Source organism: Mesorhizobium sp. M6A.T.Cr.TU.017.01.1.1 (genome assembly GCF_004023115.1).
In the GTDB taxonomy this organism is placed as follows: Bacteria; Pseudomonadota; Alphaproteobacteria; order Rhizobiales; family Rhizobiaceae; genus Mesorhizobium; species Mesorhizobium mediterraneum.
The window spans coordinates 1-26,048 of sequence record NZ_RZTA01000094.1 but is presented as its reverse complement, the minus strand read 5'-3'; the positions used below and the strand labels follow the sequence as shown (position 1 = coordinate 26,048).

Here is a 26,048-nt window from a genome sequence, read left to right as displayed (position 1 = left end):
TCCTCTTGCGGGGCGATGGGATATGACGGCTGTGAGTGACCTTGGCCGATCGGCTCACGTCAGGGAACGTAACTAACTGTAACCTACGGGCTAGTACTGGCCCAGCGCACTGCGGACCGTTCAGTCCGCGACGCTAAAATGGCCGTTGGCATCTCATACGAACGCCACCTAAGGGTCGATGTCTTGGTATCTGACTACGTTCGCTAAAACGCCCGCAACGACGGCAGGATGCCCGGGTTTGACCCCATTGCAGCCGTTCTCTGAGAGAAGGTTTGCGAAAAGCCATGACCCGAAAGCAAAATCCATCCGATCCGTTCAATAGCTTATCCCGCCGTCAAACACGGCCAGCTACAATGATCGACAGCCGTAACGTTTGAGGCCACCGGATTCGACAGGCTGTCGCGGAATGCCTTTAACCAGCTCTATTGCTGCACCAGTTCGAACTCGCCCGGCTTCCAGGTCTTGTCGAACCAGGACTCCAGCGGGCCATAGAGGCGAAGAAGGACGTTCCAGCCCTTGCCGGGAACTGTCTGGACCCAGTTGGCCTCATGGCCTTCCGGCGCTGTCGGACCGAACCAGACATCGACCGAGGAGTCCGCGTTGATCACAATGTCTTTCTTGTCGCTGCCGATGCTGGGGAATTGCTGGTCCGTCTGCAGCATCGAACGCGTTTGATTGTCATACGCAACGAACGACCAGAATTCTTTTGCCGGAATGTTTGGCGGCAGGTGGATCTTATAGGTCTTGCCGCCATCGAACGGTTTGCCATCCTTGTCGGTGGTGGCGCCGGCGTATTGCGAACCGATGCCGACGCGCTTTATCGCCATGGCCGGCGTGATACCCGTGGCATAGTAGTGGAACAGGACACGGGCATCCAGATAGCGAACGCCCGGCTGCAGAAGAAACTCGTGGTTGCCGCCGACAAAGCCGGTGAACCAGGCACTGTCCGGATAATAATAGGCGTCCTTCATGCGGGTCTTGAATGTGATGGTGCGCGCCGTCGCATTGCCGACGGCGACGGCTTCGGTGAGGATCTTCTTCATCCGCTCGTCGGGTGCGAAGGGTTTGCCCTTTTCGATGCCGATGGCGGCGAGCTGTCCGAGCACTTCCGGGTGATAGGCCTCGTTCGGCTCGTACTGGACGATGTCGTTAACTTCCTCGAAGAAGTGAAAATCATTGGCATGGATCGTGTTGTACTCCTTGCCCGAGGTGTTGATGATCTTCATCGGCGGCGGATTGCCGGCTTCCGAAAGGGGATAAACCTTGGCGAATTTCTTGGTGTTTTCGACCGCGGTTGCAGTGCTGCCGTTTTCGAGGAAGCCGCGCCAGAAGAACAGGTTTCCGTAAGTCGAGGTTCGAAACACGAAATAGCCTTCGGGTATCTCGCCCTGATAACCCGGCGGCAAAAGCAGGTATTTTCCACCCTTGCCCTTGTCCGGGCCGGCATTGCCGACATCGCCGACATATTGGAACCAGTGATTGTCGATCATGCCCAGGATATTGGGCGGCGTCTCGATGACCAGCGGACCGGCCTTGGTATCCAGCCACATCAGATTGTAGATGCTTTCGGTGTTGCCGGTGAGGAACAACGAATGCGAATCCATCAGGTTTTCGAAGATCAGAATGGTCTGATTGTTGTCGGCGCCCTGGCTAGCCAATCCAACCCGCAGGGCTTCAACCGACGCGCCGGGCATGGCGTTGAGAAAAGCGTCGACGCCGCGCATGAAATCGAGATTGTCGTAGATCTTCTCCGAGGTGGCGTCATCCGGGAAGCCATCGAAAAAGTTCAACTTGCCAAGCCTGGTGTCCACACTCTCCGGCGTGACGATCGAATCCGGTATCGGCGTCGTCATTTTCATCTTCGGCGCTTCGGCGGAAGCGGTGCCCAAGCCTATCAGGACCACCGCGGCGGTGGCGCAAAGCATTCTCGTCGTGCGTATCATAACTCTCTCCTCATCGACATCTCAGCATGGTCGGGATAATTCACGGTCGGGATAATTATTGCGCCACATTGATACCGGGCGGCTGCCAGCTGCCTTCGCCGGCCGGCAGAATTGAAGGCGCTTCCGTCTTCGGCCAGTACAGGCGCATCACGAGATAGATCGTGCCATTGGGCGTAGGCAGCCAGTTAGCTTCCTTATCCGCGCCGGGGCTGTCTTTCTGGATATAGAGGGTGAGCGAGCCATCCTCGTTCTTCATCATGCCGGGCAACATCGGCGAGTTGATGAGGTAGCGGTTGATCGGGTTCTTGATCAGGAACTGGCTCTTGCCGTCATACATCGTTACCGACCAGAAGGAATTCACCGGCGGGAGTTGCCCGGCGGGAAAGGTGAGAGTGTAGTTGTGCTTGCTGCCGTCGAGCGGTTCCCCGGTGGCATCCGTTCTGGTGAAGGGGTACATGGCCTCTGCTGCATCGTTGCCATAGAGGCCTGCCTTTGCAGCTCCGGCCCGCAGCAACCAATCGCCGTTGTAGAAGGCTTCGTCGCCAAGAAGCGAGCTGACGTTCCAGCCGTTGATGGGCTTGTTTCCGCTGGCCAGCCATTTGTTGATTTTATCGTCACCTTGCTTCATGCCGATCAGCATTTCGGCTTTGTGTTCGAGCGATAGGTCCTTCAACTCGAAGGTTTTGCCGGGACCGATGCCAATCTTCGCTAGTTTCGCACGGATCTCCTTGTCCCTTGGCGTCTCGGGGACGTATTCCAGCGCCGCATCGAGATATTGGAAGAAGTTCTCCTTGATCCCGGCACTGGTGGCAGGAAGGAACTCGATCGTCGGTGCGGCGGGCGGGGCGGGTTTTTTTAGAAACGCGGAAAGCGGCTGCGCCTTGTAGCCGGCCTGCACCTTTTCCACGTTCGGCATATCTTCGGCGTTGATGAGCTGGGTCCGAAAGTTGGCAAATACGAACGGGGTGGTCGAGGAAAAGACTTGGCTGATGCCGACGGGCTTCTCGCCTTTCCAGTCGGGTCCGACAACGAGATAGGAACCCGGCTCGTTTCCCGTGGCGCGCGAGCCGATATAGCCAAAATTGTAGGTGTTGCCGTCGATCAACTGAACCGAGTAGTAGCGGTCCTTCTCCACCGCCGGCACCGAGATCACCATCGGCTCGGCGCGCAAATCCAGCCATAGGATCGAGTAAGGAGTGTCGCTGTTGGGGGTGACGACTGCCGTGTCCGCCGGTGAGGCGACTTGATGCATGTTGTTGATTTCGTTGAACGGCGCCTTGAATTGGCTGGACTTCGGGTCGACGGCGAATTCATTCATCACGGCATAGTTCATCACGAGCGGCAGGCCGTAGATGAAGCCTTCCTCGGCGATGTCCTTTGCCTCGATGATGCCGGGGTAGCTCTGCGCCATCAGCAGGCTTGGGTTCGCAATCGCGGCGCCAGCGGCAATCGCCGCGACCGAGCGAAGTAAATCTCGCTTTGTCAACATTTGCCGTACTCCTTTATCGAGTTCGTGTATTTCACAATTCTTTTCGTCAGTTCGCGCCGGCAGGCGGCGCCGGTGTTCTCATTTTTTTGGGTCTTGGCGAGCTCCTGCGCGTCGTCCTGTGCTGACGCTGCGATAGCAAGGCTGGGACAAAATGGATGACGCTCGCAGGCGCCGACTAATCAGCCGTTCGGGCGCGGCTTCACGAGCCCCTCCTTGTCCTGCAGTGCGGTTCCGACTTCCTCGGTCAACCTGCTTATCAATTCTTGCCATTCGGCCCCCATCGTCTCACGCAATTCCACCGCAACGGTGTAGACCTTCGACAATGCGTCTTCCGCTTCAGCAAGTTCTTCGCACATGTCACAAAAAGCTTCGCTTCGGTCCATCAACCGAAGGATCAAGAATTCGGACTGCGGGAACCGTCGTGCTGCCGCTGAAAATGCGCTCTCTCTGCCCTTTAGTCTGGTACTCGCTGCCATTGCGCCACCCGCTGTCAAAGCAGCCTAGGCTCGGCATTCGTGGTGTTCCAGCAGCAGTGTGTAAGTTACGTGGCCGCCACGTAATTGCGATGTGGCGGGACCTGCTATCAATCCTGCGGGTCCAGTTACGTCGCCGTCCATGGGGACTAGTAGCCGCTCCCCCGACCGAGGTGCCGCTGACCCTGTGCGGCGCCCTGTGGTGGGATCCCGCCCATTGCGCGTGACCTGTTGCGTCGCGGGGTCGCAAACGACCGTCATTTCGTCGCGAATTGATTCTATCCCCTATAGCGCAAGGGTTTGCGAATTACGGTGACAGTGCACTTATTTCCATGTTTGCTCGGCTATCGCTGCGAGTAAATTGAACGCACGGCTCGACTTGCATTGCCGCGCCGCCGATGTCGGGATCTGCGCGGCCGATGGGCGGCGAAGCACTTCTGGACCGGATTGCCGCGCAAACCGGAAAAAGCCGTGACATCGGGAAAACGCGGCAGGCGGGCGGCCCGGCAGCCTATTGGGGGTGACCGGCCGGCTACCGGGCCTAACCGGCTTGCGCCGGCTGATGAAAACATGCGCTTACGCTAATGTAATTGCAACATCGAGATGCCGGTGCGTCCAGCGAGGTTGACGATCTGGACTCCGCCCCAAAAGGATGGTGGGCTGGTCGGTGCCGCCTCGTAGGTCTTGTAGAACATGCGCGTCAGCACGGCGTCCTGCCATGCCTTCATCAGCGTCCGCGCCGAAACGCGCTAACCAAAACGCCGTAGGTGATCGACAAGGGCGCGCAGCTTCGGCGCTACGTTGCGACGGCTTGGATAATAGAGGTAGAAGCCGGCAAAGCGCGGGCAATAATCCTCAAGAATCGGCACCAGCTCGCCTCGATCGATCCACGGGCGAAAGCTCTCTTCCATGCCGAAGGTGATGCCGGCGCCGGCGATGGCGAGCTTGATCATCAGCGCCATGTCGTTGGTCGTGATCTCCGGCGCAACGGCGACGCTGAACTCGTTGCCGTTCTCGGCGAATTCCCAGCGATAGGGCGCGACCTTCGGTGCGCGGCGCCAGCCAATGCAGCGATGGCCCGCGAGCTCCCTCGGATGCGAAGGCGCCCCGAACCGATCGCGATAGGCCGGCGCGCAGACGGCAAGCTGCCGCTCGTCACCGGCGACAGACACCGCGATCATATCCTGCTCGATCACCTCACCGAGCCTGACGCCGGCATCGTATCCCTCTGCGACGATATCGAATTCCTCGTCCGTCACCGTGATGTCGATCTGTACCTCAGGATTGGCTTCGGCAAAGGTCGCCAGGAACGGCCCTGAAAGAAAGCGCTCGGCGATCGACGAGACGGCGAGCCGCAGCTGCCCGCGCGGACGCCCGCGCAGGTCCCCGGTGGTCTCGATTGCCGCGCGCATGTCGGCAATGGCGGGCGCTATCTCGGCGTAGAGGCGTTCGCCGGCCTCGGTCAGGCTGACGCTTCGCGTCGTGCGCCGGACAAGCGCAATACCGAGCGTCTCTTCCAGCCGCTTCATCGTCTGGCTCACCGCCGAGCGGGTGACGCCCATACGGTCCGCAGCCGCGCGAAAGCTCCGCTCCTCGGCAACGAGGGCGAAGACCGCAAGCGCATTAAGATCCGGCTGCATTGGTTAGCTGTGCTTTCCTCTCTGGGAAGGAATGATCGTCTTATCGCAACAGTGAAACAGATCCATCTTCGTGGCAACCGCTGCATCGCGGTTCGCAAGATCAACCAGATGGAGACGAAACATGTCCCTCAACAAAGTCGTGCTCATCACCGGGGCTTCGAGCGGCATTGGCGCCGCCATCGGCCGGGAGCTCGGTGCTGCCGGAGCAAAGGTCATGCTCGGTGCGCGCCGCACCGATCGGCTGGACGCGCTCGCGGAAGAGATCAGGGCAAAGGGCGGAGAGGCAATGACACGCCGACTGGACGTGACCGACCGCACCGATGTCGCCGCCTTTGCCGACGCGGCGCGCCGGGCCTGGGGACGCGTCGACGTGATCGTCAACAATGCCGGCGTCATGCCGTTGTCGCTGATGGCCTCGATGAAGATCGATGAGTGGGACCGAATGGTCGACGTCAACATCAAGGGCGTGCTCTACGGCATCGCCGCGGTGCTGCCGGAGATGACGGCCCGAGGCTCCGGCCATGTCGTCAACATCGCCTCCATCGGCGCGCTTTCGGTATCGCCGACAGCCGCTGTCTATTGCGCAACCAAATATGCGGTCCGCGCCATCTCCGATGGCTTGCGGCAGGAGCACGACAACATCCGCGTCACCTGCATCCATCCCGGCGTGGTCGAGAGCGAGCTCGCCGACACGATCACCGATCCGATGGCGGCGGAAGCGATGAAGACCTATCGCGCCATTGCGCTGCAGCCCGACGCGATCGGCCGCGCCGTGCGCTTTGTCATCGAACAACCGGACGATGTCGATGTGAACGAGATCGTCATCCGGCCGACAGCCAACAAATAGGGAGGCAAAAATGGATTCCCGTTTTCACAGCTCGTGCATCGCGATTGGCGCCGCGTTGCTGCTCGGCGCGGTTCCCCAAACGGCTCTCTCGCAGACGATGGAAGAGCGGCTGCAACGCGGCGATGCCGTCGTCAGGAGCCTGAACAGTGGCGCTCCGCAGCCGACGCTGGAGCGCATGAGACAGGAGTTTCCGTTCCTGGCCAGAGCAACCCAGGGCTATGCGCTCGGCGACGTCTGGTCCCGTCCGGGGCTCGACAACCGCACACGCCAACTCGCCGCCGTCGCGGTATTCGCAGCCATGGGTGAGGCCGCTTTCATGAAGATCCACGCCGGCTATGCGCTGAATATCGGCGTGTCCGAGGGTGAGCTGAAAGAAGTCATCTACATGGTGACGGTTCCGGCCGGATTTCCCCGCGCGATCGCAGCATCGCAAGCGCTCTCCGAGCTGTTCGCTGAGCGTCGCGCCGCTCCCGGCAAACAACCCTGAGGAGCTGTCCCATGAAACAGGTTTCGATGCTTGCCGCTGCCATGCTTCTTGCCGGCGCGGCCGTCCTACCGGCACAGAAAGGTCTCACCCAGATGAATATCGAGCAAACCACATCTACCCAGGTTTCGGAAAGCCACCCCTATGTCGGGATGTGGGTCACGGCCGATGGCCATATCCGTCACAACTTGCTTCCAAACGGTCGTTATGACGAAGCGCGCGGAAACCGTGAGAGCGCATACCAGGGGCGCTATGAGATCCGGGGCAACCACATCGACTACTGGGACGACACCGGTTTTACCGCCGATGGCGAATTTATTGACGGCGTGCTGCACCACGCAGGTATGATCTTGTACCGGAAGAAGTAGGTGCCGTTCGTCGAATCTCGATAAAAAGGTTACCGCTGCACCATATGGCATTATGTCATTTGGTGCGAAGCCAGAAACAGGGGGCCCACCGTGCCAACCGAACCGCGTTCTCCACGGCTTGCTGTGCTGATCGACGCAGACAATGCCTCGGCCAAGATTGCCGACGGGCTGTTCGAGGAAATCGCAAAGATCGGCGAGGCAAGCGTTCGTCGCATCTATGGCGACTTCTCCAGCACCCGTTCGAAGGCGTGGGCCGATGTACTGTCGAAGCACGCGATCATCCCGCAGCAGCAATTCGCCTACACCACCGGCAAGAACGCATCCGATATCACGCTCGTCATCGACGCGATGGACCTTCTCCACAGCGGGCGGTTCGAAGGCTTCTGCCTGGTGTCCTCCGACAGCGATTTCACCCGCCTTGCCGCTCGCATCCGGGAGCATGGGATCGACGTTTATGGGTTTGGCGAGCAGAAGACACCGGAGAGTTTTCGGCAGGCATGCCGCCGGTTCGTATACACCGAGAACCTGCTTCCGACTGCGCCAGCCAACGCTCAGGATGCGGCGCCGACGAAATCTTTGCAGCCGCCCAGCGCCGCGACGCCGATCATCACCAAGGTCATTTCACAGATGGAAACCGAGGACGGCTGGGTGCCGCTCGGCATTGTCGGCAATCAGCTCGCAAATCTGGCATCGGACTTCGATCCCAGAACCTTCGGCTTTCGCAAGCTGAGCGATCTCGTGCGGAAAACCAATGCCTTTGAGATCGATCATCCCGAGGGTGGGGCGGTGCGTATAAGGATCAAGCCAGCTGCGAGGAGCCGAGAGAAATCGAAATCGGCAGCGTCGCGCTGACCCCTGCAAAAAGGTGAGCATCCCCGGCCCGATTGGCCTCTGGTCTGACCACTATTTCGCTGGCGAAAACTGCCATTCGGCGTAATATTCTCATGGGAGAGGGGCGGAGGAGGCCAATGAACATCGTTTCGAGAGCGCCTGCCGTTGACTTGACCGTCCAGGAACTTGTTTCATCTGCGCTTTCAAAATTCCGCGCCGGCGACACCATATCGACCAGAGCCGCAATAGATGCCATCCGCCGAGCAGACCCAGCTTGTGAGGACAGCGACGACCATCTGGTCGAGCTTGTCGTCATGACCGCAATTGGTAGGACCATGGGGGTCGTGTTCGACCATCGGTCCCGCTAGTGCATGCCGCCCCTAGCTTGTGCACTGTCTGAACTACCGGCGACGTAAGCCACTCAGTAACCATGAATTGTGATCGGGATGGATCACGCCATTCGTCATCGGAACGTATAACCCCGCTGCGCCGTTGCTGTCTTCGGAGTCAAGGAGTGGCGGTGATGCGTGACGAACAATTCGACATTCCCGTGACGATCGAGAGCGAACGGATCGGCCGCCCCCTCGCTGTGACGAGGACGGTCCAGGCAGCCTCGCTTCTGGTCGACAAGTGGCCAGACGAAAAGCGCGGGCCGAAATATCGCGCGGCCTTGAAAGCCATGATGGATGCGATGGAGCAGCGGCGGGCGGTTGGCAGTGCGCGGCGGGCATTCGCGGCCGCCGCCAAGGAAGCCGATGTGTTCGTGCGCGAAGGCCGGCACTAAGGAACCTCACGAAATCTCCGTCGTTATGCCCTAGGTCGAAACGAGGAGAACTGCCATGGCCGACGACAAGACCAAGACCGACAACCGCGATCGCTCACAAGTAGCCGGCGACGAAGACTATGAGGTGAGGCATCTCGCCGAGGAAGCCGGCATCACTCCCGACCAGGCACGCACGCTGATCAAGCGCCACGGCACCGACCGCAAGGTGCTGAACGAAATCGCCGAGAGCATAAAGGCGTTGTGATGGCTGACAAGAAGACCGCAATGGCCGACCGGAAGAAACGCGAGCCGGACGACAAGGAGGCCCTGCGCCTGGCCGAGACCACCGACGTTTCTCCCAACCAAGCGAAGGATCTGATGCGCAAGCACGGCAAGGACAGCGCCAACGTCGAGAAGGAAGCCAAGAACTTCAAGGCCGAAGGCTGAACGGCCGATTTGGCGGAGCGTCCGCCCTCTCCGTATCCCCGTCGCATGTGTCCGTCACGCGTCGTTTGTCTGACGTCGCGGGCCGGCCTGAGCGGTTTATCGGTTTTCTAACAAATTCGGCCTATTCCCGTTCTAGTAACGGGAGCTGGGCTTTTGGCGCAAACAGAGAGAATCGCCACGCGACGCGCTATCGCGCTGTCTGTTGTCGTGCCGTGCTACAACGAAATCGACGGAATCGCCGAGCTTTACCGGCGCGTGACAGCCGCTTGCCGTGAACAAGCGGGGCATTCTTACGAGATCATCTTGGTCGTCGATGGAGCAACCGACGGTACCCGAGAGGCCATTTTCGATCTCGCCAGACAGGACAGCCACGTCGTCGGATTGGATCTTGCCCGCAACTACGGCCACCAGATTGCGCTCAGCGCCGGCCTGGAGTTTTGTCGCGGCCAGCGCATTCTCATTCTCGACGCCGACCTTCAGGACCCGCCGGAATTGCTCGAAGCCATGATGGCAAAGATGGATGAGGGATTCGACGTCGTCTATGGCCAGCGGCTGAAGCGGCAAGGCGAAGGCTGGTTCAAGCGCACGACCGCGGCCGTGTTCTACCGCCTGCTGCGCAAGATGGTCGATGTCGACATGGCGCTCGATTCCGGGGACTTTCGCCTGATGAGCCGCCGTGCGCTCGATCATCTCAATGCGATGCCCGAGCGCTACCGCTTCATTCGCGGCATGGTGAGCTGGATCGGCTTGAAACAGGTGGCCTTTCCCTATGAACGGCACCAGCGCTTCGCCGGCGCCACGCACTATCCCCTGAGGAAGATGGTGTTGCTGGCGATTGATGCGATGACGAGTTTCTCCACCGTGCCCCTGCGGTTTGCCTCGCATCTCGGCATGATCTTCGGTTTTCTCGGGCTTGCCGCTCTCGGCTACACACTGTTCTCGTGGTTCGTCGGCAGCGTGTTGCCGGGGTGGACCAGCCTGGCTGCGATCGTCCTGATTCTCGGCAGCGTTCAGCTTCTGGTCCTCGGGATTTTCGGCGAGTATCTCGGGCGCATGTATATGGAGACCAAGCGACGGCCCCTCTACCTGGTAAACGAGATTGCCGCCCACGATCCCGCCTCCGAGAAGCTGCCCGTCCATCGCCTGCAGGAGATGGCCGGGGAGCTGACGAAGGGAGCCGCGCGTGCTTCAGGCAGAATTTGACCAGTTCGCGCAGGAATATCAGCAGCAGCATGCCGCAAGCATCCGGCTGAGCGGCGAGACGCCGGATTTCTTTGCGCAGTACAAAATCGATGACGTCGCGGCAAGGCTCGCCCGCTCGGGCGTGAAGCCGCGGCGGATACTCGACTTCGGCGCGGGCGTCGGAAACTCGCTGGGACCCATGCGCGCCGCCTTTCCCGACAGCGAAATCACCTTGCTCGACCCGTCCTCGCAGTCGCTCGACATCGCCCACAAGCGCTTTCCCGGCCAGGCTCATTTCAGGCACTTCGACGGCGAAACGATCCAATATGAGGACGCGAGTTTCGATCTCGCCTTCGCCGCCTGCGTGTTCCATCACATCCCTGAAAACCTCCATGTCGGCCTGATCAAGGAGATCGAGAGAGTGCTGGCCAGTGGCGGCAGCTTCTTTCTGTTCGAGCACAATCCCTTGAATCCGCTGACGACGCACGCAGTGCGAAGCTGTGCTTTCGACGAGAACGCGGTTCTGATCAACGGCCGCGACATGCGTGCGCGAGTGGCCGCGGCGGGCTTCTCCAGGGCCGATATCGTCTACCGGATTTTTTTCCCGCGCCTATTCGCAAGATTGCGGCCGTTCGAGCGCTTCCTCGCCACGGTTCCCCTTGGAGCCCAGTATTTCGTGCATGCGATCAAGCCTGCCGTCTGACCATCAATAGAGATGCTCGGCAGCAAGCAGCTCAGGGATATTCTATGCTCCAGATACAGGCTTCCCGTGAAGCACCGCCGTTGATAGACGACGCCCGGCGCGCAAGGCTGGTGTTTTGCCTGGTCGCCGCGGGTGTCATGGCGGCTGCGCTCCTTGCCCTCGCCGCTTCGTTGCTCCAGGACCCCGACAGTTGGTGGCATATCAAGGTCGGGCAGGATATCCTGGCAAGCCGCGCATTCCCGACGATCGATACCTATTCCTACACCTTTGCCGGCCATCCATGGATCGCCAAGGAATGGCTTGGGCAGGTTCTTCTAGCGCTTGCCTATGACGCAGCTGGCTGGAGCGGTGTGGCGCTGCTGACGATCGCCATGGTCGTCCTGACGGTCTTCTTGATGTCGTGGCATCTCAGCGTCTGGCTGAAGCCGACACTGGCGGTGGGACTAACGATCGTTCTGGCGCTCCTGATCGACCCCGTCTATATCGCGCGGCCGCACATCTTCACCTTGCCCATCATCGTCGTCTGGACCGCGTATCTTTTCGACGCCGCGCGCAACGAGCAGGCCCCGCCTCTATGGCTGCTGCCGCTGCTTTGCCTGTGGGCCAACCTCCACGCGACGTTCACCTTCGGCTTCGTCATCGCGGCTTTTGCCGGCCTCGATCTTCTCATGCGCATACGCCTGTCCAACCCCGCGCTCCTTGCCAAATGGGTCGCCTTCGGGCTGCTATGTCCGCTGGTCAGCCTGCTCAATCCCTATGGCGTCAAGGCCATACTCGCCACATTCACGGTGGCCTATGGCAATGAAGCGGTGCCCTACATCATGGAGTGGCGGCCGTTCAACGCTTCTGAGCATGGTTTCCAGGAGATGGCCCTGCTGATTGTCTTTTTCGGGCTGCTGGTTTCGAGACTGCAGATCGGCTGGGCCAAGGCGTTGTTCCTTGTCTTCACCTTGCATATCTATCTCACCCACATACGTTTCATTTACCTGTTCTTTCTGCTTGTCCCGATCGTCCTCGCCGTGGAGGTTGCGCAGCAATATCCAGCACTTTCGGCCCGGAAATGGGCGGAGGAAAAGCGCGACGGGCTTGAACAATTTTTCGTGCGGCGGTTCCGCCAAGTCTGGGGTGGAATTGCCGTCTTGCTGGTTTTGGCATCGGCGGCCTTCATTGCCACCTATCCGGTCGCGCCGAGCCAGAAGACCTCGGCCAAGAATGCGCTCGCATTCGCCCAGACCCACAATTTATCAGGCAATCTGCTGAATTCCTACGATTTCGGCGGCACGTTGATTTTCCATGGCATCAAGACGTTCATCGATGGCCGCACAGACCAGCTCTTTCTGAATGGCTTCGCGAAAGCAGATGAGCAAATGGGGCGCAGCGGCGGAAAGCCTGTCCTCCAAGCCCAGCTCGATAAGTATGCGATAGACTGGGCCTTGCTGACGGCGGACGACAGCCGCATTCCGTTCTTCGACGAACTGGGCTGGAAGCGGGCATACACGGACGACTATGCTGTGATCTACATGCGCGATCATTGATTTTCAGCAGCGTCTCGCGCCGGCGCACGGCCTGTCCGGGCCATCTTGTTTTCAAACGCCGTGCCTCTGTTGAGATCGCGACGGCAAAATCCCTATAGGATTTTTATTTCTTTCCCGCTCGCCACGTCTCGAACCTTTATGGTGTTTCGAGCCATATTCTACCGGAAATACACATCTCGGTCATTCTGCCGTTGTGGCGGGACGTTTCCGCATGATTTCGGCCTGCCGCCTGCAGGAGACGCGAAAACAAACGAAAATAAGGAACATGCACGATGGACATCGTCGTTCTCGGGATAGGGGTTTTGTTCTTCGCCCTTTCTTTTGCCTACATCAAAGCCTGCGACAGTCTTTAAGCGGGAGGATCGCAACATGCTTCTCGACTACATCCTCGGTGGCGGCGTGACTTTGTTCCTGCTCGCCTATCTCACCTACGCCCTCGTTCGGCCAGAACGCTTCTGACAGCAACTGGCCAGGCACGGAAAGCTATTTCAATGACTCTCAACGGATGGATACAGATCCTCGTTTATTGCGGGATCGTCATTTTGCTCGTGAAGCCGCTCGGCGGCTACATGTATCGCGTTTTCAGCGGCGAACGCACATTCCTGTCGCCGATTTTGGGGCCTTTCGAACGGAGCCTTTATCGCATCTCGGGAACCAGCGAGCGCGAGGAGCAGCACTGGACCTCCTATGCGGCGGCCCTGCTGTTCTTCAACCTGGCCGGCTTCCTGGTGCTTTACTTCCTGCAACGGCTGCAGGGCAGCCTGCCCTATAACCCGGCTGGCATGACCGCCGTCGAACCCGGGCTCGCCTTCAACACCGCCGCCAGCTTCATGACCAATACCAACTGGCAGAACTACGGCGGCGAAAGCACGATGTCCTATCTCGTGCAGATGGCCGGCCTCACCGTGCAGAATTTCCTGTCAGCGGCGACCGGTATCGCCATCGCGATCGCGCTGATCCGCGGCTTCGCCAAGGCTTCCGGCAAATCGATCGGCAATTTCTGGGTCGATATGACCCGGTCCACCCTTTACCTACTGTTGCCGCTCTGCATCGTGCTGACGCTGATCTATGTCTATCTCGGCATGCCGCAGACGCTCGGCGCCTATGTCAACGCAACGACGCTGGAAGGCGCGCAGCAAACGATCGCAGTCGGGCCTGTCGCCTCACAGATCGCCATCAAGATGCTCGGCACCAATGGCGGCGGCTTCTTCAACGCCAATGCCGCGCATCCCTTCGAAAATCCCGATGCGATCTCGAACCTGATCCAGATGGTGACGATCTTCGCCATCGGCGCGGCGCTGACCAACGTCTTCGGCCGCATGGTCGGCAACCAGCGCCAGGGTTGGGCGATCTTGACCGCGATGGGCGTCCTGTTCATCGCTGGCGTCGCCGTCTGCTACTGGGCGGAAGCCGCAGGCAATCCGCTGGTGCATGCGCTCGGTATCGACGGCGGCAACATGGAAGGCAAGGAAACACGTTTCGGCATCGCTTTATCGGCGCTGTTTGCGGTCATCACCACGGCCGCGTCCTGCGGCGCCGTTAACGCCATGCATGACAGCTTCACCGCGCTTGGCGGCATGATCCCGATCATCAACATGCAACTCGGCGAGGTCATTGTCGGCGGCGTCGGCGCCGGTCTCTACGGCATCCTGATGTACATCGTGATCGCTGTCTTCGTTGCCGGGCTGATGGTCGGACGCACGCCCGAATATCTCGGCAAGAAAATCGAGGCCAAGGAGATCAAGATGGCAATGCTGGCCATTCTCTGCCTGCCGCTGGCGATGCTGATCTTCACCGCCATTGCGGTGGTGCTGCCGACAGGCGTCGCTTCCATCGCCAATGCCGGCCCGCACGGTTTCTCCGAGGTCCTCTATGCCTACACCTCGGCTGCCGCCAACAACGGCTCGGCCTTTGGCGGCCTGACCGGCAACACGCCTTGGTACAACATCACGCTCGGCATCGGCATGCTGATGGGCCGCTTCCTGGTCATCATCCCGGCTCTGGCAATCGCCGGTTCGCTGGTCGCCAAGAAGACGGCCCCTGCCTCAGCCGGCACCTTCCCGACCGACGGGCCGCTATTCGTCGGGCTGCTGGTCGGCGTCATCCTGATCGTCGGCGGCCTCACGTTTTTCCCGGCGCTGGCGGTCGGACCGATCGTCGAGCACCTGGCTGGCATCCACGGGCAGACATTCTGAAACCACCCCACCTTGGATCCCCACCTTGGATCAATGTCATGTCCTGGTTCGAAACTATTCGTCGCAAGATCCGGCATCGCGCCGATCGGAAGGGGGAGGCAACCCCTCCTCCTTTCCCGACCATGTCCACCTTCCTTGGCATCGCGGCAGTCATGATCGTGATCTGGTTGCTGGCTTACGGGCTTCCGCATCTGCTTTCGGCATCCGATCGGTCGGTGCCATCCAACAACATCGACACTGGAGCCACCAAATGAGCCAGTCCAAATCCGCTGTTATCATGGATGCTCGTATCCTGTTGCCCGCCATCGGCGGCGCCTTCAGGAAGCTGAACCCGCGCACCTTGATGCGGAACCCGGTGATGTTCGTCGTCGCTGTCGTCTCGGCGCTCACGTCAGTCCTGTTCGTCAAGGATCTCGTCACCGGCGGCGGCGATCTCGGCTTCTCCCTGCAGATCATCATCTGGCTGTGGTTCACCGTGCTTTTCGCCAACTTCGCCGAAGCGGTCGCCGAAGGCCGAGGCAAGGCGCAGGCCGATTCGCTGCGCAAGGCGCGCACCGAGACTCAGGCCAAGCTGTTGACCGGCGACGACCGCACCAAATTCAAGCTGGTGCCCGGCACCAGCCTGAAGGTCGGCGACGCGGTGCTCGTCGAGGCCGGAGACATCATTCCGTCGGACGGCGAGGTGATCGAAGGCGTCGCTTCGGTCAACGAGGCTGCGATCACCGGCGAATCCGCCCCGGTCATTCGAGAATCCGGCGGCGACCGTTCCGCGGTGACCGGCGGCACTCAGGTGTTGTCCGACTGGATCCGCGTGCGCATCACCGCGGCCTCCGGCCATACGTTCCTTGATCGCATGATCTCGCTCGTCGAAGGCGCCGAGCGCCAGAAGACGCCCAACGAGATCGCGCTCAACATCCTGCTCGTCGGCATGACGCTGATCTTCGTGCTGGCGACGGCGACGATCCCGAGTTTCGCCTCCTATTCGGGCGGCTACATCTCGGTGACCGTGCTCGTCGCCCTGTTCGTGACCTTGATCCCGACGACGATCGGCGCGCTGCTTTCGGCGATCGGCATCGCCGGAATGGATCGCCTGGTGCGGTTCAATGTATTGGCCATGTCGGGCCGCGCCGTCGAGGCGGCGGGCGATGTCGACACACTGCTGCTCGACAAGACCGGCACGATCACACTCGGCAATCGCCAGGCGACGGAATTTCGTCCGGTCAAAGGCGTCACCGAGCAGGAATTGGCCGACGCGGCGCAGCTCGCTTCGCTCGCTGACGAGACGCCGGAAGGCCGCTCCATCGTCGTGCTGGCCAAGGAGAAATACGCCATCCGCGCCCGCGACATGGCAACACTGCATGCCACTTTCGTGCCCTTCACCGCACAAACCCGCATGAGCGGCGTCGACATCGATGGCTCATCGGTTCGCAAGGGCGCGGTCGATTCCGTGCTCGCCCATGTCAATCAGTCGACCGTCGCCACCCATGCCACGCGCCCCAGCAGCGACACCGTCCGCGACCTGCAGGCAATCGCCGACGACATCGCCAAATCCGGTGGCACGCCGCTGGCGGTCGAGCGCGACGGACGCCTGCTCGGCGTCGTCCATCTCAAGGACATCGTCAAGGGCGGCATCAGGGAACGGTTCGCCGAACTGCGCAAGATGGGCATCCGAACGGTGATGATCACCGGCGACAATCCGATGACGGCGGCGGCGATCGCGGCAGAAGCCGGCGTCGACGACTTCCTTGCCCAGGCGACGCCCGAGGATAAGCTGAAGCTGATCCGCGACGAACAGGCCAAGGGCAAGCTCGTCGCCATGTGCGGCGACGGCACCAATGATGCGCCCGCCCTTGCCCAGGCCGATGTCGGCGTTGCCATGAACACCGGCACGGTCGCCGCGCGCGAAGCCGGCAACATGGTCGACCTCGATAGCGATCCGACCAAGCTGATCGAGATCGTCGAAATCGGCAAGGCGCTGCTGATGACGCGCGGCTCGCTGACGACCTTCTCGATCGCCAACGACGTGGCCAAATACTTCGCCATCGTCCCGGCCATCTTCGCCGTCTTCTACATCGCGCCGGGGCAGACGTCAGGCCCGCTGCAGGCGCTCAACATCATGCATCTGGCAACGCCGCAGAGCGCCATTCTCTCGGCCATCATCTTCAACGCGCTGATCATCATCGCGCTGATCCCGCTGTCGCTGAGAGGCGTCAAGTATCGCGCCATCGGCGCCGGCGCGCTGCTCAGCCGCAACCTTCTTGTCTATGGCCTCGGCGGTATCATTGTCCCCTTCGTCGGCATCAAGGCGATCGACATGGCCATCACCGCGCTTGGCCTCGCATAAGGAATTACGTCCATGCTCAAGCAAATCAGACCCGCGATCGTCATGATTGTCTTCTTCACCGTGCTAACCGGCCTGGTCTATCCGATCGGCATGACCGGCATTGCTCAAGCTGTGTTCCCGCGCCAGGCCAATGGCAGTCTGATAGAGAAAGACGGCAAGGTCATCGGTTCCGAACTGATCGGCCAGGCTTTTGCCAGCGACCGCTATTTCCACGGTCGCCTATCGGCCGCCGGCGACGGCTACAATGCCAGCGCTTCGAGCGGTTCGAATCTCGGTCCGACCAATCCCAAGCTGATCGACCGCATCAAGGGCGACGCCGACAGGCTGAAGGCAGAAAATCCGGACCAGCCGGTACCGATGGATCTGATCACGACTTCAGGCAGCGGCCTCGATCCGCATATCAGCCCAGAAGCCGCCTATTTCCAGGTCGCCAGGGTAGCCAAGGCCAGGGGGATGGATGAAGCCGGGATCAAATCCCTCGTCGACAGCCATGTCGAGAACCGCGAGCTCGGTTTCATGGGAGAGCCGGTGGTCAATGTGCTGACGCTCAATCTGGCACTGGACGAGGCCACCAAGCAATGAATGGTGGGCCGGGGATCGACACCATCCCCGGCGCCATTCATGATCGATTCTGATGCCGGACGACAGCCGCAACGAAACCAGACCCTCACCCGACGCGCTGCTTGATCATGCGGAGCGGGAGGCGCGCGGTCGCCTGCGAATATTCCTGGGCGCAGCGCCCGGTGTCGGCAAGACCTATGAAATGCTGATGTCGGGCCGTGCAAGATTGGCCGACGGGGTCGACGTGGTGATCGGCGTCGTCGAAACGCACGGCCGCAAAGAAACCCAGGCGCTGGTCGACGGCTATGAGCTGATTCCCCGTCGTCAGGTCGACTACAAGGGGCGCATCCTCGAGGAGATGGACCTCGATGCCATCCTTGCCCGGCGTCCAGCGCTGGTCCTCGTCGATGAGCTTGCCCATACCAACGCGCAGGGCAGCCGCCATCCCAAGCGCTATCTCGACGTTCAGGAAATCCTGACGCACGGCATCGACGTCTATACGACGCTCAACATCCAGCATGTCGAAAGCCTGAACGATGTCGTGGCGCAGATCACCCGCGTCAGGGTACGCGAGACGGTCCCAGACTCTATCATAGACCAGGCTGACGACATCGAGATCATCGATCTCACTCCCGACGACCTGATCAAGCGGCTCGAGGAAGGCAAGGTCTATATCCCCAGCACCGCCCAGCGCGCCATCGAGAACTATTTCTCGCCGGGCAATCTGACGGCGCTTCGGGAACTGGCGCTCCGCCGCACCGCCCAGCGCGTCGACGAGCAGTTGCTGATCCACATGCAGGCCCACGCGATACCGGGGCCCTGGGCGGCCAGCGAACGTGTCCTGGTCTGGGTCGACGAGGATCCGCGCAGCGCGTCCCTTGTGCGCTATGCTCGCCGCCAGGCCGAGCGGCTGCGCGCACCATGGCTCGCGCTCTACGTCGAGACGCCGCGTTCGACGGGCCTGTCCGAGCAGGATCGCGACAGGCTAGCATCGACGCTTCGCCTTGCCGAACAATTGGGCGGCGCTGCCGTCACCATACCCGGCCAGGACGTCGCCGCCGACATTCTGCGCTACGCGGCCGCGAACAACGTCACCCACATCATCACTGGCAAGCCGCGCAAGCCGCGCTGGCGGCAATTGTTTGACGGCGCCGTCACCTATGATTTGATACGCGACGCGGGAAAGATCAGTGTCCATGTCGTCTCCGGCGACGTCCAGGCACAAGCGCAGCCGTCGCGCGGTATCACCCCGGCCCACCCGGCGCGTTTCGACATCAAGCCCTATTTGATCGTTACCGGCTACGTCGTCGCGGGGCTACTTTTCGGGCTGCTCTTGTCGCGTGTGCTCGACGTGCGAAACATCGCCCTAGTCTTCCTCATGGCGGTGCTGGTATCTGCGGTCACCGCGGGTCTGTGGCCTGCGATATTCGCTTCTGTTCTCAGCACCTTGGCCTTCAATTTCTTCTTTCTCGACCCGCTTTACACCTTCAACATCAGCGACACGGAAAGTGTCGTCGCGCTCGGCTTCCTCTTCTGCGTCGCGATCATCGCCAGCAATTTGACGGCACGAGTGCAGCGCCAGGCCGTGGCGGCACAGTCTCGCGCTCGCACCACCGAGGACCTTTATCTGTTCTCAAAGAAGTTAGCGGGAACTGCCACGCTCGATGACGTGCTTTGGGCGACTGCCTTCCAGATCGCCTCCATGCTGAAGCTGCGGGTCGTGCTGCTTCTGCCCGAAAACGGCTCGATCACCGTCAAGGCCGGCTATCCGCCCGACGACACGCTGGCCGAGGCCGACATCGCGGCCGCCCGTTGGGCCTGGGAACACAACCGCGCCGCGGGACGCGGCGCCGACACGCTGCCAGGGGCAAAACGCCTCTATCTCCCGCTGCGGACGGGGCGCACCGCCGTCGGTGTCGTCGGCCTCGACAACGACAAGCAAGGCCCGCTGCTGACGCCCGAGCAGCAGCGCCTGCTCGATGCGCTCGCCGACCAGGCGGCGGTCGCCATCGAGCGCATCCAGCTTGTCGCCGACGTCGACCGGGCCAAGCTCGCCGCCGAGGCGGACAGGCTGCGCTCTGCGCTGCTCACCTCCATTTCCCATGATTTGAAAACACCGCTTGCCGCCATCATGGGCGCGGCCGGCACGCTAAGGGAATTCGCGCCGGCACTTCCCGAACAGGACCGTGCGGACCTGCTTTCGACCGTGCTCGACGAATCGGAAAGGCTAAACCGCTTCATCGCCAATCTGCTCGACATGACCAAGATCGAATCCGGAGCGATGGAGCCGAACTACGCGTTCCACTATGTCGGCGATATTGTCGGCTCCGCGCTGTACCGAGCCAGGAAAATCATCGGCGAACACAAGACCGACATAGACATTCCCGCTGACCTGCCGATGCTGAGGCTTGACCCCGTCCTGTTCGAGCAGGTGCTGTTCAACCTCCTCGACAATGCCGCAAAATATGCGCCGCCTGGTTCGACGATCCGCTTGCAGGGCTGGCTCGACAATGGCTTCGTCATCCTGCAGATCATGGACGAGGGGCCGGGCATTCCGCCGGCCGATCTGCAACGCGTTTTCGACACATTCTACCGGGTGCGCAAGGGCGATCAGGTCCGTGCCGGCACCGGGCTCGGGCTGTCGATCTGCCGCGGCTTCATCGAAGCGATGGGCGGGACAATTTCGGCGGCCAGCAGGACCGACCGCTCGGGTGCGGTTTTCACCATCAGAATGCCGGTGCCGACGGAATTGCCCGCCGTGGACGACCCCAACGGCGATGACCAAAATGTGGGCGGCCCCGATCTGGATGATTTGGCATGACGAATCTGGACGTCAGGATATTGGTCGTCGATGACGAACCGCCGATCCGCAAGCTGCTTCGCGTCGGCCTTGGCAGCCAGGGCTATGCGATCAGCGAGGCGCCGAACGCCAAGGCGGCGATCGAGCTCATGGAGACGGAAAAACCGGACTTGATCCTGCTCGATCTCGGCCTGCCCGGCATGGGCGGCCACGAATTGCTGAGCAAATGGCGAGATGATGGCCTTGACGTCCCCGTGGTCATCCTCTCCAGCCGCACCGATGAGGCCGGCATCGTCTCGGCACTTGAACTGGGCGCCGACGACTATGTCACCAAGCCGTTCGGCATGAACGAGCTTGTCGCGCGCATTCGCGTGGCGCTTCGCCACAAATTACAGCAGCAGGGCGAGAAGCCTGTTTTCCACACTGGCGATCTCACGGTCGATCTGGTGAAACGGATCGTCACCGTCGAGGGCAGGGAGATAAAGCTCTCGCCGAAGGAATATGACATCCTCCGCATCCTCGTCCAGCACGCCGGCAGGGTTCTTACCCACCGGTTTCTGCTGAACCAGGTCTGGGGCGATTCGACCGACGTGCAGTATCTCAGGGTTTATGTGCGGCAGCTCCGGCAGAAGATCGAGAAAACGCCCGACCAGCCGCGCTACATCACCACCGAAACCGGCGTCGGATACCGCTTGCGAGAAGTTGACTGAATACAATCCGGGTGGACAACGCTCAGTCTGCCGAGAGTTCCGCGGTTCGGGCAAGCGCGCCGCTGAAGCCGGCCAACGAGATGGGAAAGCTGATCGGCTGGCCCGTATCGACCGCGACCGCGTTGATCTTCAAAATGGTGGCGGCCTTGAGCAGCGGCGTGATTTTCGCGTCGAATGTCACGGGAACCAGGCAACCGACGGCCTGACAGGTGCTGAACTGCAGGATGCCCTCCAGCTTCTTGTCGTCAACTTCGAGATTGATGCCCTTGGCCAGGGCCAGCCCGAACGGCAGCGCCAAGGTGCCGTCGGCTTGCTCTGCGGCCTTGGTCGCCAATTCTATCGCCAGAAGGCGCTGGCCGTTCTGCTTGTTGAACTGCTGATGCGACAGGCTGCATGCCTTGGTTTTGCCAATGATCTGGCAATTGACCGTCCAGTCGCCATGCGTCTCGGACAGGGCCGACGCGCCACCGGGCAGTTGCGGCGGCTTGGCCACGTCGGCCGGCACGGCTTTGTCGGTCTTGGTCTGGGCCAATGCCATTGCCGCCGGCAGGCCGGCGATGAAGGCGATGCCCAGCACAGCCGCGAAATACGCCCGCTTTCTCATGAAGACCCCCTCTTGCCCTCCACCTCAAGCCAGCTAGAAGCTGACCTTGAGGGACGCGCTGACCGCGTTCTGTTTTACTGTTTCCCCGAAGGCGCCATTGTACCTGACGGCCATGCCGACGCCGTTCACGCCATTGAGTTCGAGGCCGGCACCGACGCGATAGAGCGGCGAATCGACCTCCTGTGTCAAGTGCAGCGCCGGATTGCCGGGTAGATCTTCCGCGGCCGCGAATTGGCCGTCGATCTCCCACTTCTTGTTCGAGAACTCCACGCCTGCCTTTCCGTAGACGCGAAGGCTGGCGATGTCGCTAAGCGCGATGTCGGTGCCGAGCTCGAGGCCTGGCGTCGCGGAATAATAGGTGTTGGAACTGTCGTCGAAATTGAAGGCGGCAACCGAACCCTCTTCCTTGCCGGAGACGCGAAGCCAGCGTGCATCGAATTGCAAGGTCGGCTGCAGGTAGAACGCGCCCATCTGCTGGGTCACGCCGAACCGTGCCGAGCCGCCGAACTGGGCGGTCCTTTGCGTATAGGTGACGCTGTTGCCGATGCCCTCGAGCAGCAGTTCCGGCAGATAGACGCCTTCGAGCGTTTCGCCGGGAATATAGCCGACCTGGTCGACATGCGTGTCGCGTTGGCCGTCGAACATGCCGGTGCCGCCGCCAACGGCGAAGTCGACGAAATAGTTCTTGTTCTCGTATTTCGCCAACGCGTAGGCCTGCCAGGATTCACCCTGGGTGGTCGACAGCAGATCCTGGTTGAAATGGATCTCGGAATCGAACTCTGTCCGCCCGATCGTGCCGCCCAGCGACCAGTTCTGGTTGACCTCGCCAATGGCGCCGAACGACATCGTCTTCAACACATCGTCGCGGCTGGTCGTTCCCGCCCCGGCGTCCCGGCTGTAGTCGGCCTGCGGGCTGATCACGCCCCAGACGCAGCGCCCGTCGGGATTGCTGTATGCGGGAACGCCGGTGCATTCGCGCGCCGTTTCCAGCATGATGTCGGCCGAGCGGTTGACCATCTCGAACGCATGCACCGCGTAATGCGGCGTCAGTCGCGTCAGCGCTGCGCCGAGTGACGCCTCATCCGGCAGGAACCGCAGCATATTGATCAGCCGCGCCATCGGATTGTCCGGGCTCGACGACGCCTCGACATCGTCGAGATACTGCGCCATCTCGAACACGCCCGGGTCGTTGGTGCCGGAGTTGGGATCCTGCGCCAGTTCCAGGAAGGTCGGATTGTCGGCGTAGAGAACGAGATCGGTGCCGTCGTCCACCCTGGTCAGGAAATTGAAGCCGACCGCCGGATGCAAGGTCGTCGGCGTGATGCCGGAATCGACCATCGAGGAGCCTTTCGCCAGCAGATATTCGGTAAACAGCTTGTCGATCGACAGGACGTTATGCGGCGCCTCGCCGTTGAAGTCGCCGGCGCCGGTCAAGGCAAGGGCGTCGGTGATCTGATCGTTGAGATCGACGTCGGTGACGAAATCGCCGGTGGCCATTTGGGTGAAGCCGCCGGTCACATCAACTGTCTCCACGACCGCGATACCCTTGTTGGTCATCAGGCCGTCGTTGAGGAAGGTGCCGCCGCCGAGGTCGATGGTCTTGAGGCCGACCATCGAGGAATTGGCGAAGTTGTGGAAACCGTTTATGCCGCCGCCGAGATCGATATTGCCGATAACGCGGCCAAGCGTGCTGGCTGTCCTTTGATTGTTGACCAGATCGTTGCCCGAGGTGCCGGTGATCGACAACGGGCTGAAATCGTCCAGCAGCGATTCCAGGATCGCCTTCTTCGGGGCAACGGGTCCACCGGCCACAAGCTCCTGGAGGTATTCGGCCAGGTCTGCCTCATTCTGGAAAGAAAAGGATCCCGTCAGCCCCATCGCATAAGTCAGGCTGTTGTTGTTCAGCGTATTGTTCTGACCGCCGACCAGCATGGCTGCCACGCCAGTGCTGCCGCCGCCTATTGTATACTGGCCTTTCAGGTCCAGACTGATATTGCCCTTCAACCCGCTGGCCGTGCTTTCGGCATAGGCTGCGACCGAATCCGCACCCTGTGCGAACAAATTGCCCTCCGCGATCAGGTCGACTGCGCCGGAATTGCCTTGGCCGGTGGCGCTTTGCCCGAACAGCGCATACGAACTCGCGCCCTTTACCCAGACCTGGCTCATCGCCGTCGCTTCGGCCGCGGCTGCGTCGCCGATGCCGCCTTGCGAGCCGGCAGCCGATTGGCCCATCGCCAGCGAGGCCATGCCACCAGCGCCACCGCCGCCGCCGACAGCCTGCGCGATAATGCCATGGGCGCGGTCGCCGTCCGTCTCGATCTCACCGTCCTGGATGATGGTAACCTTGCCGCCGGTGCCCTTGGTGCCGCCAGGGGTGTTGAAGCCGATGGCGTTCGGGCCGCCGCCATCGTCGTCGGCGCCGAAACGGCCAAAGCCGGCGCCACCGAAGCCGCCGCCGCCGCCGACCGATTGCGCGATGATGGCAATCGAATCCTTGCCCGTCGTCGTGATCGTGCCGGTGCGGATGACGGTGACGTCGCCACCATCGCCGCCATTGCCGCCGAGCCCGCCAATGGCGAGCGCATTCGAGCTCTTGCCCTTGGCGTCGCCACCATAGCCGCCACCGCCGCCGACCGATTGCGCGACAACACCATGCGCGCGTTCGCCATGGGTGATAATCGCACCAGAGATGGTGACGTCCACCTCGCCGCCATTGCCGCCATTGCCGCCGAAGCCGCCAAGTTGCAGCGCAATCGAGTTGTCTCCGGCCGTGTCTGCCGACACTGTGCCGCCATAGCCGCCGCCGCCCCCGATCGACTGCGCGAAGATGCCGATCGCGCCGTCCTTAGTGGTTTCGATGACGCCGTCATTGTTGACGATGACATGGCCGCCATTAGCGCCGTCGCCGCTCGGCAGCGAAACCGCGCCGCCGATCGACATGTCGGCTGTCGAGGCGCTGGCCGCGGCGCCTGATGCGCCGCCGCCGCCGCCGACCGACTGGGCGAAGATGCCGTGCGACAGATAGCCGGTGGTCTGGATCAGGCCATGATTGTCGACCGTCACGTCGCCGCCGCGACTGCCTTCGCCGCCGATGCCGCCGATCGACAAATTGACCGCCACCGACTCGGCCTCGCCGGTTTCGGTCGAGCCGCTGCCGGCCGCACCGCCGCCACCGCCGATCGACTGCGCGAAGACGCCATAGGAATTGTCGCCCTGGGTGATGATGGTTCCGGTCGTATTGTTGATGACATGGACGAACTTGCCGATGCCGCCATTGCCGCCAAGGCCGCCAAGAGCCGCCGAAATGGAAACAGAGGCGTCGGCGGATGTCGAACCGGCCGCGCCGCCGACACCGCCACTGCCGCCGATCGACTGCGCCATGATGCCGTGCGAATTGGCCTTGTCCGTCAGGACGATACCGCTGTTGGTGACATGGACCTCACCACTATCGCCGCCGCCGGCGCCAAGACCGCCCATCGAGAACTTGACGTCCACGGTGCCGCCGTCGCTGCCCGTGCTCTTGCCGGCGCCGCCGGCGCCGCCGCCACCGCCGATCGACTGCGCGAAAATGCCGATGGAATTTTCCTGCCTGGTCCAGATCAGGCCGGTGGACTGATTGGTGACCTCGACGAGCTTGCCTTCGCCGGCGCTGCCGCCGAAGCCGGCTATGGCGCCGCCGATCGCGTATTCGGCTTCGGCACCAGCCGACGCCGAGCCGCCTACACCACCGCCGCCACCGATGGAGCTGGCGCTGATGCCATAGGAGAAGGCGCCGTCGGTGATGATCCAGTTGCTGTTGGTGACCGACACTTCGCCGCCGTCGCCGGCCGTGCCGCCCGGCAGAGAGAGCGCTACGCCGATCGAAACCGTCGTTTTGCCATCGTCGCCGGCACCGCCGCCGACGGTTTCGTCGGATGCCGAAGCCGCGCCGCTTGCGCCACCACCGCCGCCGACCGCCATCGCCATGATGCCGGACGAGCCGAAGCCTTGCGTGGTGATGAGGCCGGAATTGTTGACGGTCACCTTCCTGGCTTCGCTGGCGCCGCCGCCATGTCCGGCCAGGCCCATGTTGACGTTGACGCTGGTCTGGCTGCTGCCGCCGATATTGTAGGACTTGGCGGTGCTGGAG

At 61.4% G+C, this 26,048-nt stretch carries 25 protein-coding genes; 18 read left to right on the top strand and 7 right to left on the bottom strand.

The genetic code is table 11. The features are described from left to right. Positions 1–422 precede the first annotated feature (422 nt). The 5 genes from EOB36_RS24955 to EOB36_RS24940 all read right to left on the bottom strand — a co-directional run bounded on the left by EOB36_RS24955 (position 423) and on the right by EOB36_RS24940 (position 5,545). The gene (locus tag EOB36_RS24955) at positions 423–1,943 is read right to left on the bottom strand and encodes a DUF1254 domain-containing protein (RefSeq protein WP_095488461.1); all 1,521 of its coding nucleotides are present in this window, start codon (positions 1,941–1,943) and stop codon (positions 423–425) included. 55 nt (positions 1,944–1,998) lie between these two features. Beyond that, positions 1,999–3,432 carry a DUF1254 domain-containing protein gene (locus EOB36_RS24950; RefSeq protein WP_095488460.1) on the bottom strand — a complete coding sequence of 478 codons (1,434 nt, stop codon included), beginning with the start codon at positions 3,430–3,432 and terminating at the stop codon, positions 1,999–2,001. 179 nt (positions 3,433–3,611) lie between these two features. Next, on the bottom strand, positions 3,612–3,908 hold the full coding sequence (locus EOB36_RS24945) for a hypothetical protein (RefSeq protein WP_095488459.1): 297 nt from the start codon (positions 3,906–3,908) through the stop codon (positions 3,612–3,614). A 578-nt stretch (positions 3,909–4,486) separates the two neighbouring features. Next, positions 4,487–4,633 (bottom strand): hypothetical protein, encoded by a 147-nt coding sequence (locus tag EOB36_RS34460; protein ID WP_158302662.1) that lies wholly within the window; start codon positions 4,631–4,633, stop codon positions 4,487–4,489. Between the two features lie 21 nt (positions 4,634–4,654). Continuing rightward, the gene (locus tag EOB36_RS24940) at positions 4,655–5,545 is read right to left on the bottom strand and encodes a LysR family transcriptional regulator (RefSeq protein WP_095488458.1); all 891 of its coding nucleotides are present in this window, start codon (positions 5,543–5,545) and stop codon (positions 4,655–4,657) included. Between the two features lie 121 nt (positions 5,546–5,666). Here EOB36_RS24940 and EOB36_RS24935 point away from each other — a divergent pair, with 121 nt between their 5' ends. The 18 genes from EOB36_RS24935 (at position 5,667) to EOB36_RS24850 (ending at position 21,315) form a co-directional block, all read left to right on the top strand. Beyond that, positions 5,667–6,392, top strand: a complete 726-nt coding sequence (locus EOB36_RS24935) for an SDR family oxidoreductase (protein WP_095488457.1) — start codon at positions 5,667–5,669, stop codon at positions 6,390–6,392. 97 nt (positions 6,393–6,489) lie between these two features. Next, on the top strand, positions 6,490–6,879 hold the full coding sequence (locus EOB36_RS24930; RefSeq protein ID WP_245330013.1) for a carboxymuconolactone decarboxylase family protein: 390 nt from the start codon (positions 6,490–6,492) through the stop codon (positions 6,877–6,879). 41 nt (positions 6,880–6,920) lie between these two features. Continuing rightward, positions 6,921–7,244, top strand: coding sequence for an Atu4866 domain-containing protein (locus EOB36_RS24925; protein ID WP_245467881.1), 324 nt, complete (start codon positions 6,921–6,923; stop codon positions 7,242–7,244). 90 nt (positions 7,245–7,334) lie between these two features. Beyond that, positions 7,335–8,096, top strand: a complete 762-nt coding sequence (locus EOB36_RS24920) for an NYN domain-containing protein (RefSeq protein WP_126104910.1) — start codon at positions 7,335–7,337, stop codon at positions 8,094–8,096. A 116-nt stretch (positions 8,097–8,212) separates the two neighbouring features. Then, positions 8,213–8,443 (top strand): hypothetical protein, encoded by a 231-nt coding sequence (locus EOB36_RS24915; RefSeq protein WP_095488453.1) that lies wholly within the window; start codon positions 8,213–8,215, stop codon positions 8,441–8,443. Between the two features lie 155 nt (positions 8,444–8,598). Continuing rightward, a complete protein-coding gene (locus tag EOB36_RS24910; protein WP_158302661.1) occupies positions 8,599–8,859 on the top strand; it encodes a DUF982 domain-containing protein in 261 nt (86 codons plus the stop codon). A 55-nt stretch (positions 8,860–8,914) separates the two neighbouring features. Continuing rightward, positions 8,915–9,103 carry a DUF3606 domain-containing protein gene (locus EOB36_RS24905; protein WP_095488451.1) on the top strand — a complete coding sequence of 63 codons (189 nt, stop codon included), beginning with the start codon at positions 8,915–8,917 and terminating at the stop codon, positions 9,101–9,103. Next, positions 9,103–9,285 carry a hypothetical protein gene (locus EOB36_RS24900; protein ID WP_128285934.1) on the top strand — a complete coding sequence of 61 codons (183 nt, stop codon included), beginning with the start codon at positions 9,103–9,105 and terminating at the stop codon, positions 9,283–9,285. The genes EOB36_RS24905 and EOB36_RS24900 overlap by 1 nt, the downstream gene beginning before the upstream one ends. A 153-nt stretch (positions 9,286–9,438) precedes the next feature. Next, a complete protein-coding gene (locus tag EOB36_RS24895) occupies positions 9,439–10,488 on the top strand; it encodes a glycosyltransferase family 2 protein (RefSeq protein ID WP_095488450.1) in 1,050 nt (349 codons plus the stop codon). Beyond that, positions 10,469–11,170 carry a class I SAM-dependent methyltransferase gene (locus EOB36_RS24890; protein ID WP_128285933.1) on the top strand — a complete coding sequence of 234 codons (702 nt, stop codon included), beginning with the start codon at positions 10,469–10,471 and terminating at the stop codon, positions 11,168–11,170. The genes EOB36_RS24895 and EOB36_RS24890 overlap by 20 nt, the downstream gene beginning before the upstream one ends. 44 nt (positions 11,171–11,214) lie before the next feature. After that, positions 11,215–12,705 carry a hypothetical protein gene (locus EOB36_RS24885; RefSeq protein WP_127206109.1) on the top strand — a complete coding sequence of 497 codons (1,491 nt, stop codon included), beginning with the start codon at positions 11,215–11,217 and terminating at the stop codon, positions 12,703–12,705. 369 nt (positions 12,706–13,074) lie between these two features. After that, positions 13,075–13,164 carry a K(+)-transporting ATPase subunit F gene (gene kdpF, locus EOB36_RS24880; RefSeq protein WP_032918612.1) on the top strand — a complete coding sequence of 30 codons (90 nt, stop codon included), beginning with the start codon at positions 13,075–13,077 and terminating at the stop codon, positions 13,162–13,164. 32 nt (positions 13,165–13,196) lie between these two features. After that, positions 13,197–14,900 (top strand): potassium-transporting ATPase subunit KdpA, encoded by a 1,704-nt coding sequence (gene kdpA, locus EOB36_RS24875; protein ID WP_128285932.1) that lies wholly within the window; start codon positions 13,197–13,199, stop codon positions 14,898–14,900. Positions 14,901–14,938: 38 nt separating this feature from the next. Then, complete coding sequence (locus EOB36_RS24870) at positions 14,939–15,154, top strand: hypothetical protein (protein WP_127206111.1); 216 nt, start codon at positions 14,939–14,941, stop codon at positions 15,152–15,154. Next, positions 15,151–17,244 carry a potassium-transporting ATPase subunit KdpB gene (gene kdpB, locus EOB36_RS24865; RefSeq protein ID WP_128285931.1) on the top strand — a complete coding sequence of 698 codons (2,094 nt, stop codon included), beginning with the start codon at positions 15,151–15,153 and terminating at the stop codon, positions 17,242–17,244. The genes EOB36_RS24870 and kdpB overlap by 4 nt, the downstream gene beginning before the upstream one ends. Before the next feature lie 12 nt (positions 17,245–17,256). After that, entirely contained in the window at positions 17,257–17,826 is a 570-nt protein-coding gene (gene kdpC / locus EOB36_RS24860) for a potassium-transporting ATPase subunit KdpC (RefSeq protein ID WP_095488439.1), read from the top strand. A 52-nt stretch (positions 17,827–17,878) separates the two neighbouring features. Then, the gene (locus tag EOB36_RS24855; RefSeq protein ID WP_095488437.1) at positions 17,879–20,626 is read left to right on the top strand and encodes a sensor histidine kinase KdpD; all 2,748 of its coding nucleotides are present in this window, start codon (positions 17,879–17,881) and stop codon (positions 20,624–20,626) included. Continuing rightward, the gene (locus EOB36_RS24850; RefSeq protein ID WP_095488435.1) at positions 20,623–21,315 is read left to right on the top strand and encodes a response regulator transcription factor; all 693 of its coding nucleotides are present in this window, start codon (positions 20,623–20,625) and stop codon (positions 21,313–21,315) included. Before EOB36_RS24855 ends, EOB36_RS24850 begins: the two co-directional genes overlap by 4 nt. 22 nt (positions 21,316–21,337) lie before the next feature. Here the strand turns inward: EOB36_RS24850 and EOB36_RS24845 are convergent, their stop codons facing one another. Together EOB36_RS24845 and EOB36_RS35800 are read right to left on the bottom strand one after the other, a co-directional pair. Next, positions 21,338–21,919 carry an invasion associated locus B family protein gene (locus EOB36_RS24845; protein ID WP_095488433.1) on the bottom strand — a complete coding sequence of 194 codons (582 nt, stop codon included), beginning with the start codon at positions 21,917–21,919 and terminating at the stop codon, positions 21,338–21,340. A gap of 33 nt (positions 21,920–21,952) precedes the next feature. Next, the coding region (locus tag EOB36_RS35800; RefSeq protein WP_164897607.1) for an autotransporter outer membrane beta-barrel domain-containing protein at positions 21,953–26,048 on the bottom strand (4,096 nt) is incomplete at its 5' end.

What these genes read in the sequence shown, in the direction of transcription:
- EOB36_RS24955 (WP_095488461.1), bottom strand. Translation starts at nt 1,943, where the DNA reads ATGATACGCACGACGAGAATGCTTTGCGCCACCGCCGCGGTGGTCCTG.
- EOB36_RS24950 (WP_095488460.1), bottom strand. Translation starts at nt 3,432, where the DNA reads ATGTTGACAAAGCGAGATTTACTTCGCTCGGTCGCGGCGATTGCCGCT.
- EOB36_RS24945 (WP_095488459.1), bottom strand. Translation starts at nt 3,908, where the DNA reads ATGGCAGCGAGTACCAGACTAAAGGGCAGAGAGAGCGCATTTTCAGCG.
- EOB36_RS34460 (WP_158302662.1), bottom strand. Translation starts at nt 4,633, where the DNA reads ATGAAGGCATGGCAGGACGCCGTGCTGACGCGCATGTTCTACAAGACC.
- EOB36_RS24940 (WP_095488458.1), bottom strand. Translation starts at nt 5,545, where the DNA reads ATGCAGCCGGATCTTAATGCGCTTGCGGTCTTCGCCCTCGTTGCCGAG.
- EOB36_RS24935 (WP_095488457.1), top strand. Translation starts at nt 5,667, where the DNA reads ATGTCCCTCAACAAAGTCGTGCTCATCACCGGGGCTTCGAGCGGCATT.
- EOB36_RS24930 (WP_245330013.1), top strand. Translation starts at nt 6,490, where the DNA reads ATGGAAGAGCGGCTGCAACGCGGCGATGCCGTCGTCAGGAGCCTGAAC.
- EOB36_RS24925 (WP_245467881.1), top strand. Translation starts at nt 6,921, where the DNA reads ATGCTTCTTGCCGGCGCGGCCGTCCTACCGGCACAGAAAGGTCTCACC.
- EOB36_RS24915 (WP_095488453.1), top strand. Translation starts at nt 8,213, where the DNA reads ATGAACATCGTTTCGAGAGCGCCTGCCGTTGACTTGACCGTCCAGGAA.
- EOB36_RS24910 (WP_158302661.1), top strand. Translation starts at nt 8,599, where the DNA reads ATGCGTGACGAACAATTCGACATTCCCGTGACGATCGAGAGCGAACGG.
- EOB36_RS24905 (WP_095488451.1), top strand. Translation starts at nt 8,915, where the DNA reads ATGGCCGACGACAAGACCAAGACCGACAACCGCGATCGCTCACAAGTA.
- EOB36_RS24900 (WP_128285934.1), top strand. Translation starts at nt 9,103, where the DNA reads ATGGCTGACAAGAAGACCGCAATGGCCGACCGGAAGAAACGCGAGCCG.
- EOB36_RS24885 (WP_127206109.1), top strand. Translation starts at nt 11,215, where the DNA reads ATGCTCCAGATACAGGCTTCCCGTGAAGCACCGCCGTTGATAGACGAC.
- kdpF (WP_032918612.1), top strand. Translation starts at nt 13,075, where the DNA reads ATGCTTCTCGACTACATCCTCGGTGGCGGCGTGACTTTGTTCCTGCTC.
- kdpA (WP_128285932.1), top strand. Translation starts at nt 13,197, where the DNA reads ATGACTCTCAACGGATGGATACAGATCCTCGTTTATTGCGGGATCGTC.
- EOB36_RS24870 (WP_127206111.1), top strand. Translation starts at nt 14,939, where the DNA reads ATGTCCTGGTTCGAAACTATTCGTCGCAAGATCCGGCATCGCGCCGAT.
- kdpB (WP_128285931.1), top strand. Translation starts at nt 15,151, where the DNA reads ATGAGCCAGTCCAAATCCGCTGTTATCATGGATGCTCGTATCCTGTTG.
- kdpC (WP_095488439.1), top strand. Translation starts at nt 17,257, where the DNA reads ATGCTCAAGCAAATCAGACCCGCGATCGTCATGATTGTCTTCTTCACC.
- EOB36_RS24855 (WP_095488437.1), top strand. Translation starts at nt 17,879, where the DNA reads ATGCCGGACGACAGCCGCAACGAAACCAGACCCTCACCCGACGCGCTG.
- EOB36_RS24850 (WP_095488435.1), top strand. Translation starts at nt 20,623, where the DNA reads ATGACGAATCTGGACGTCAGGATATTGGTCGTCGATGACGAACCGCCG.
- EOB36_RS24845 (WP_095488433.1), bottom strand. Translation starts at nt 21,919, where the DNA reads ATGAGAAAGCGGGCGTATTTCGCGGCTGTGCTGGGCATCGCCTTCATC.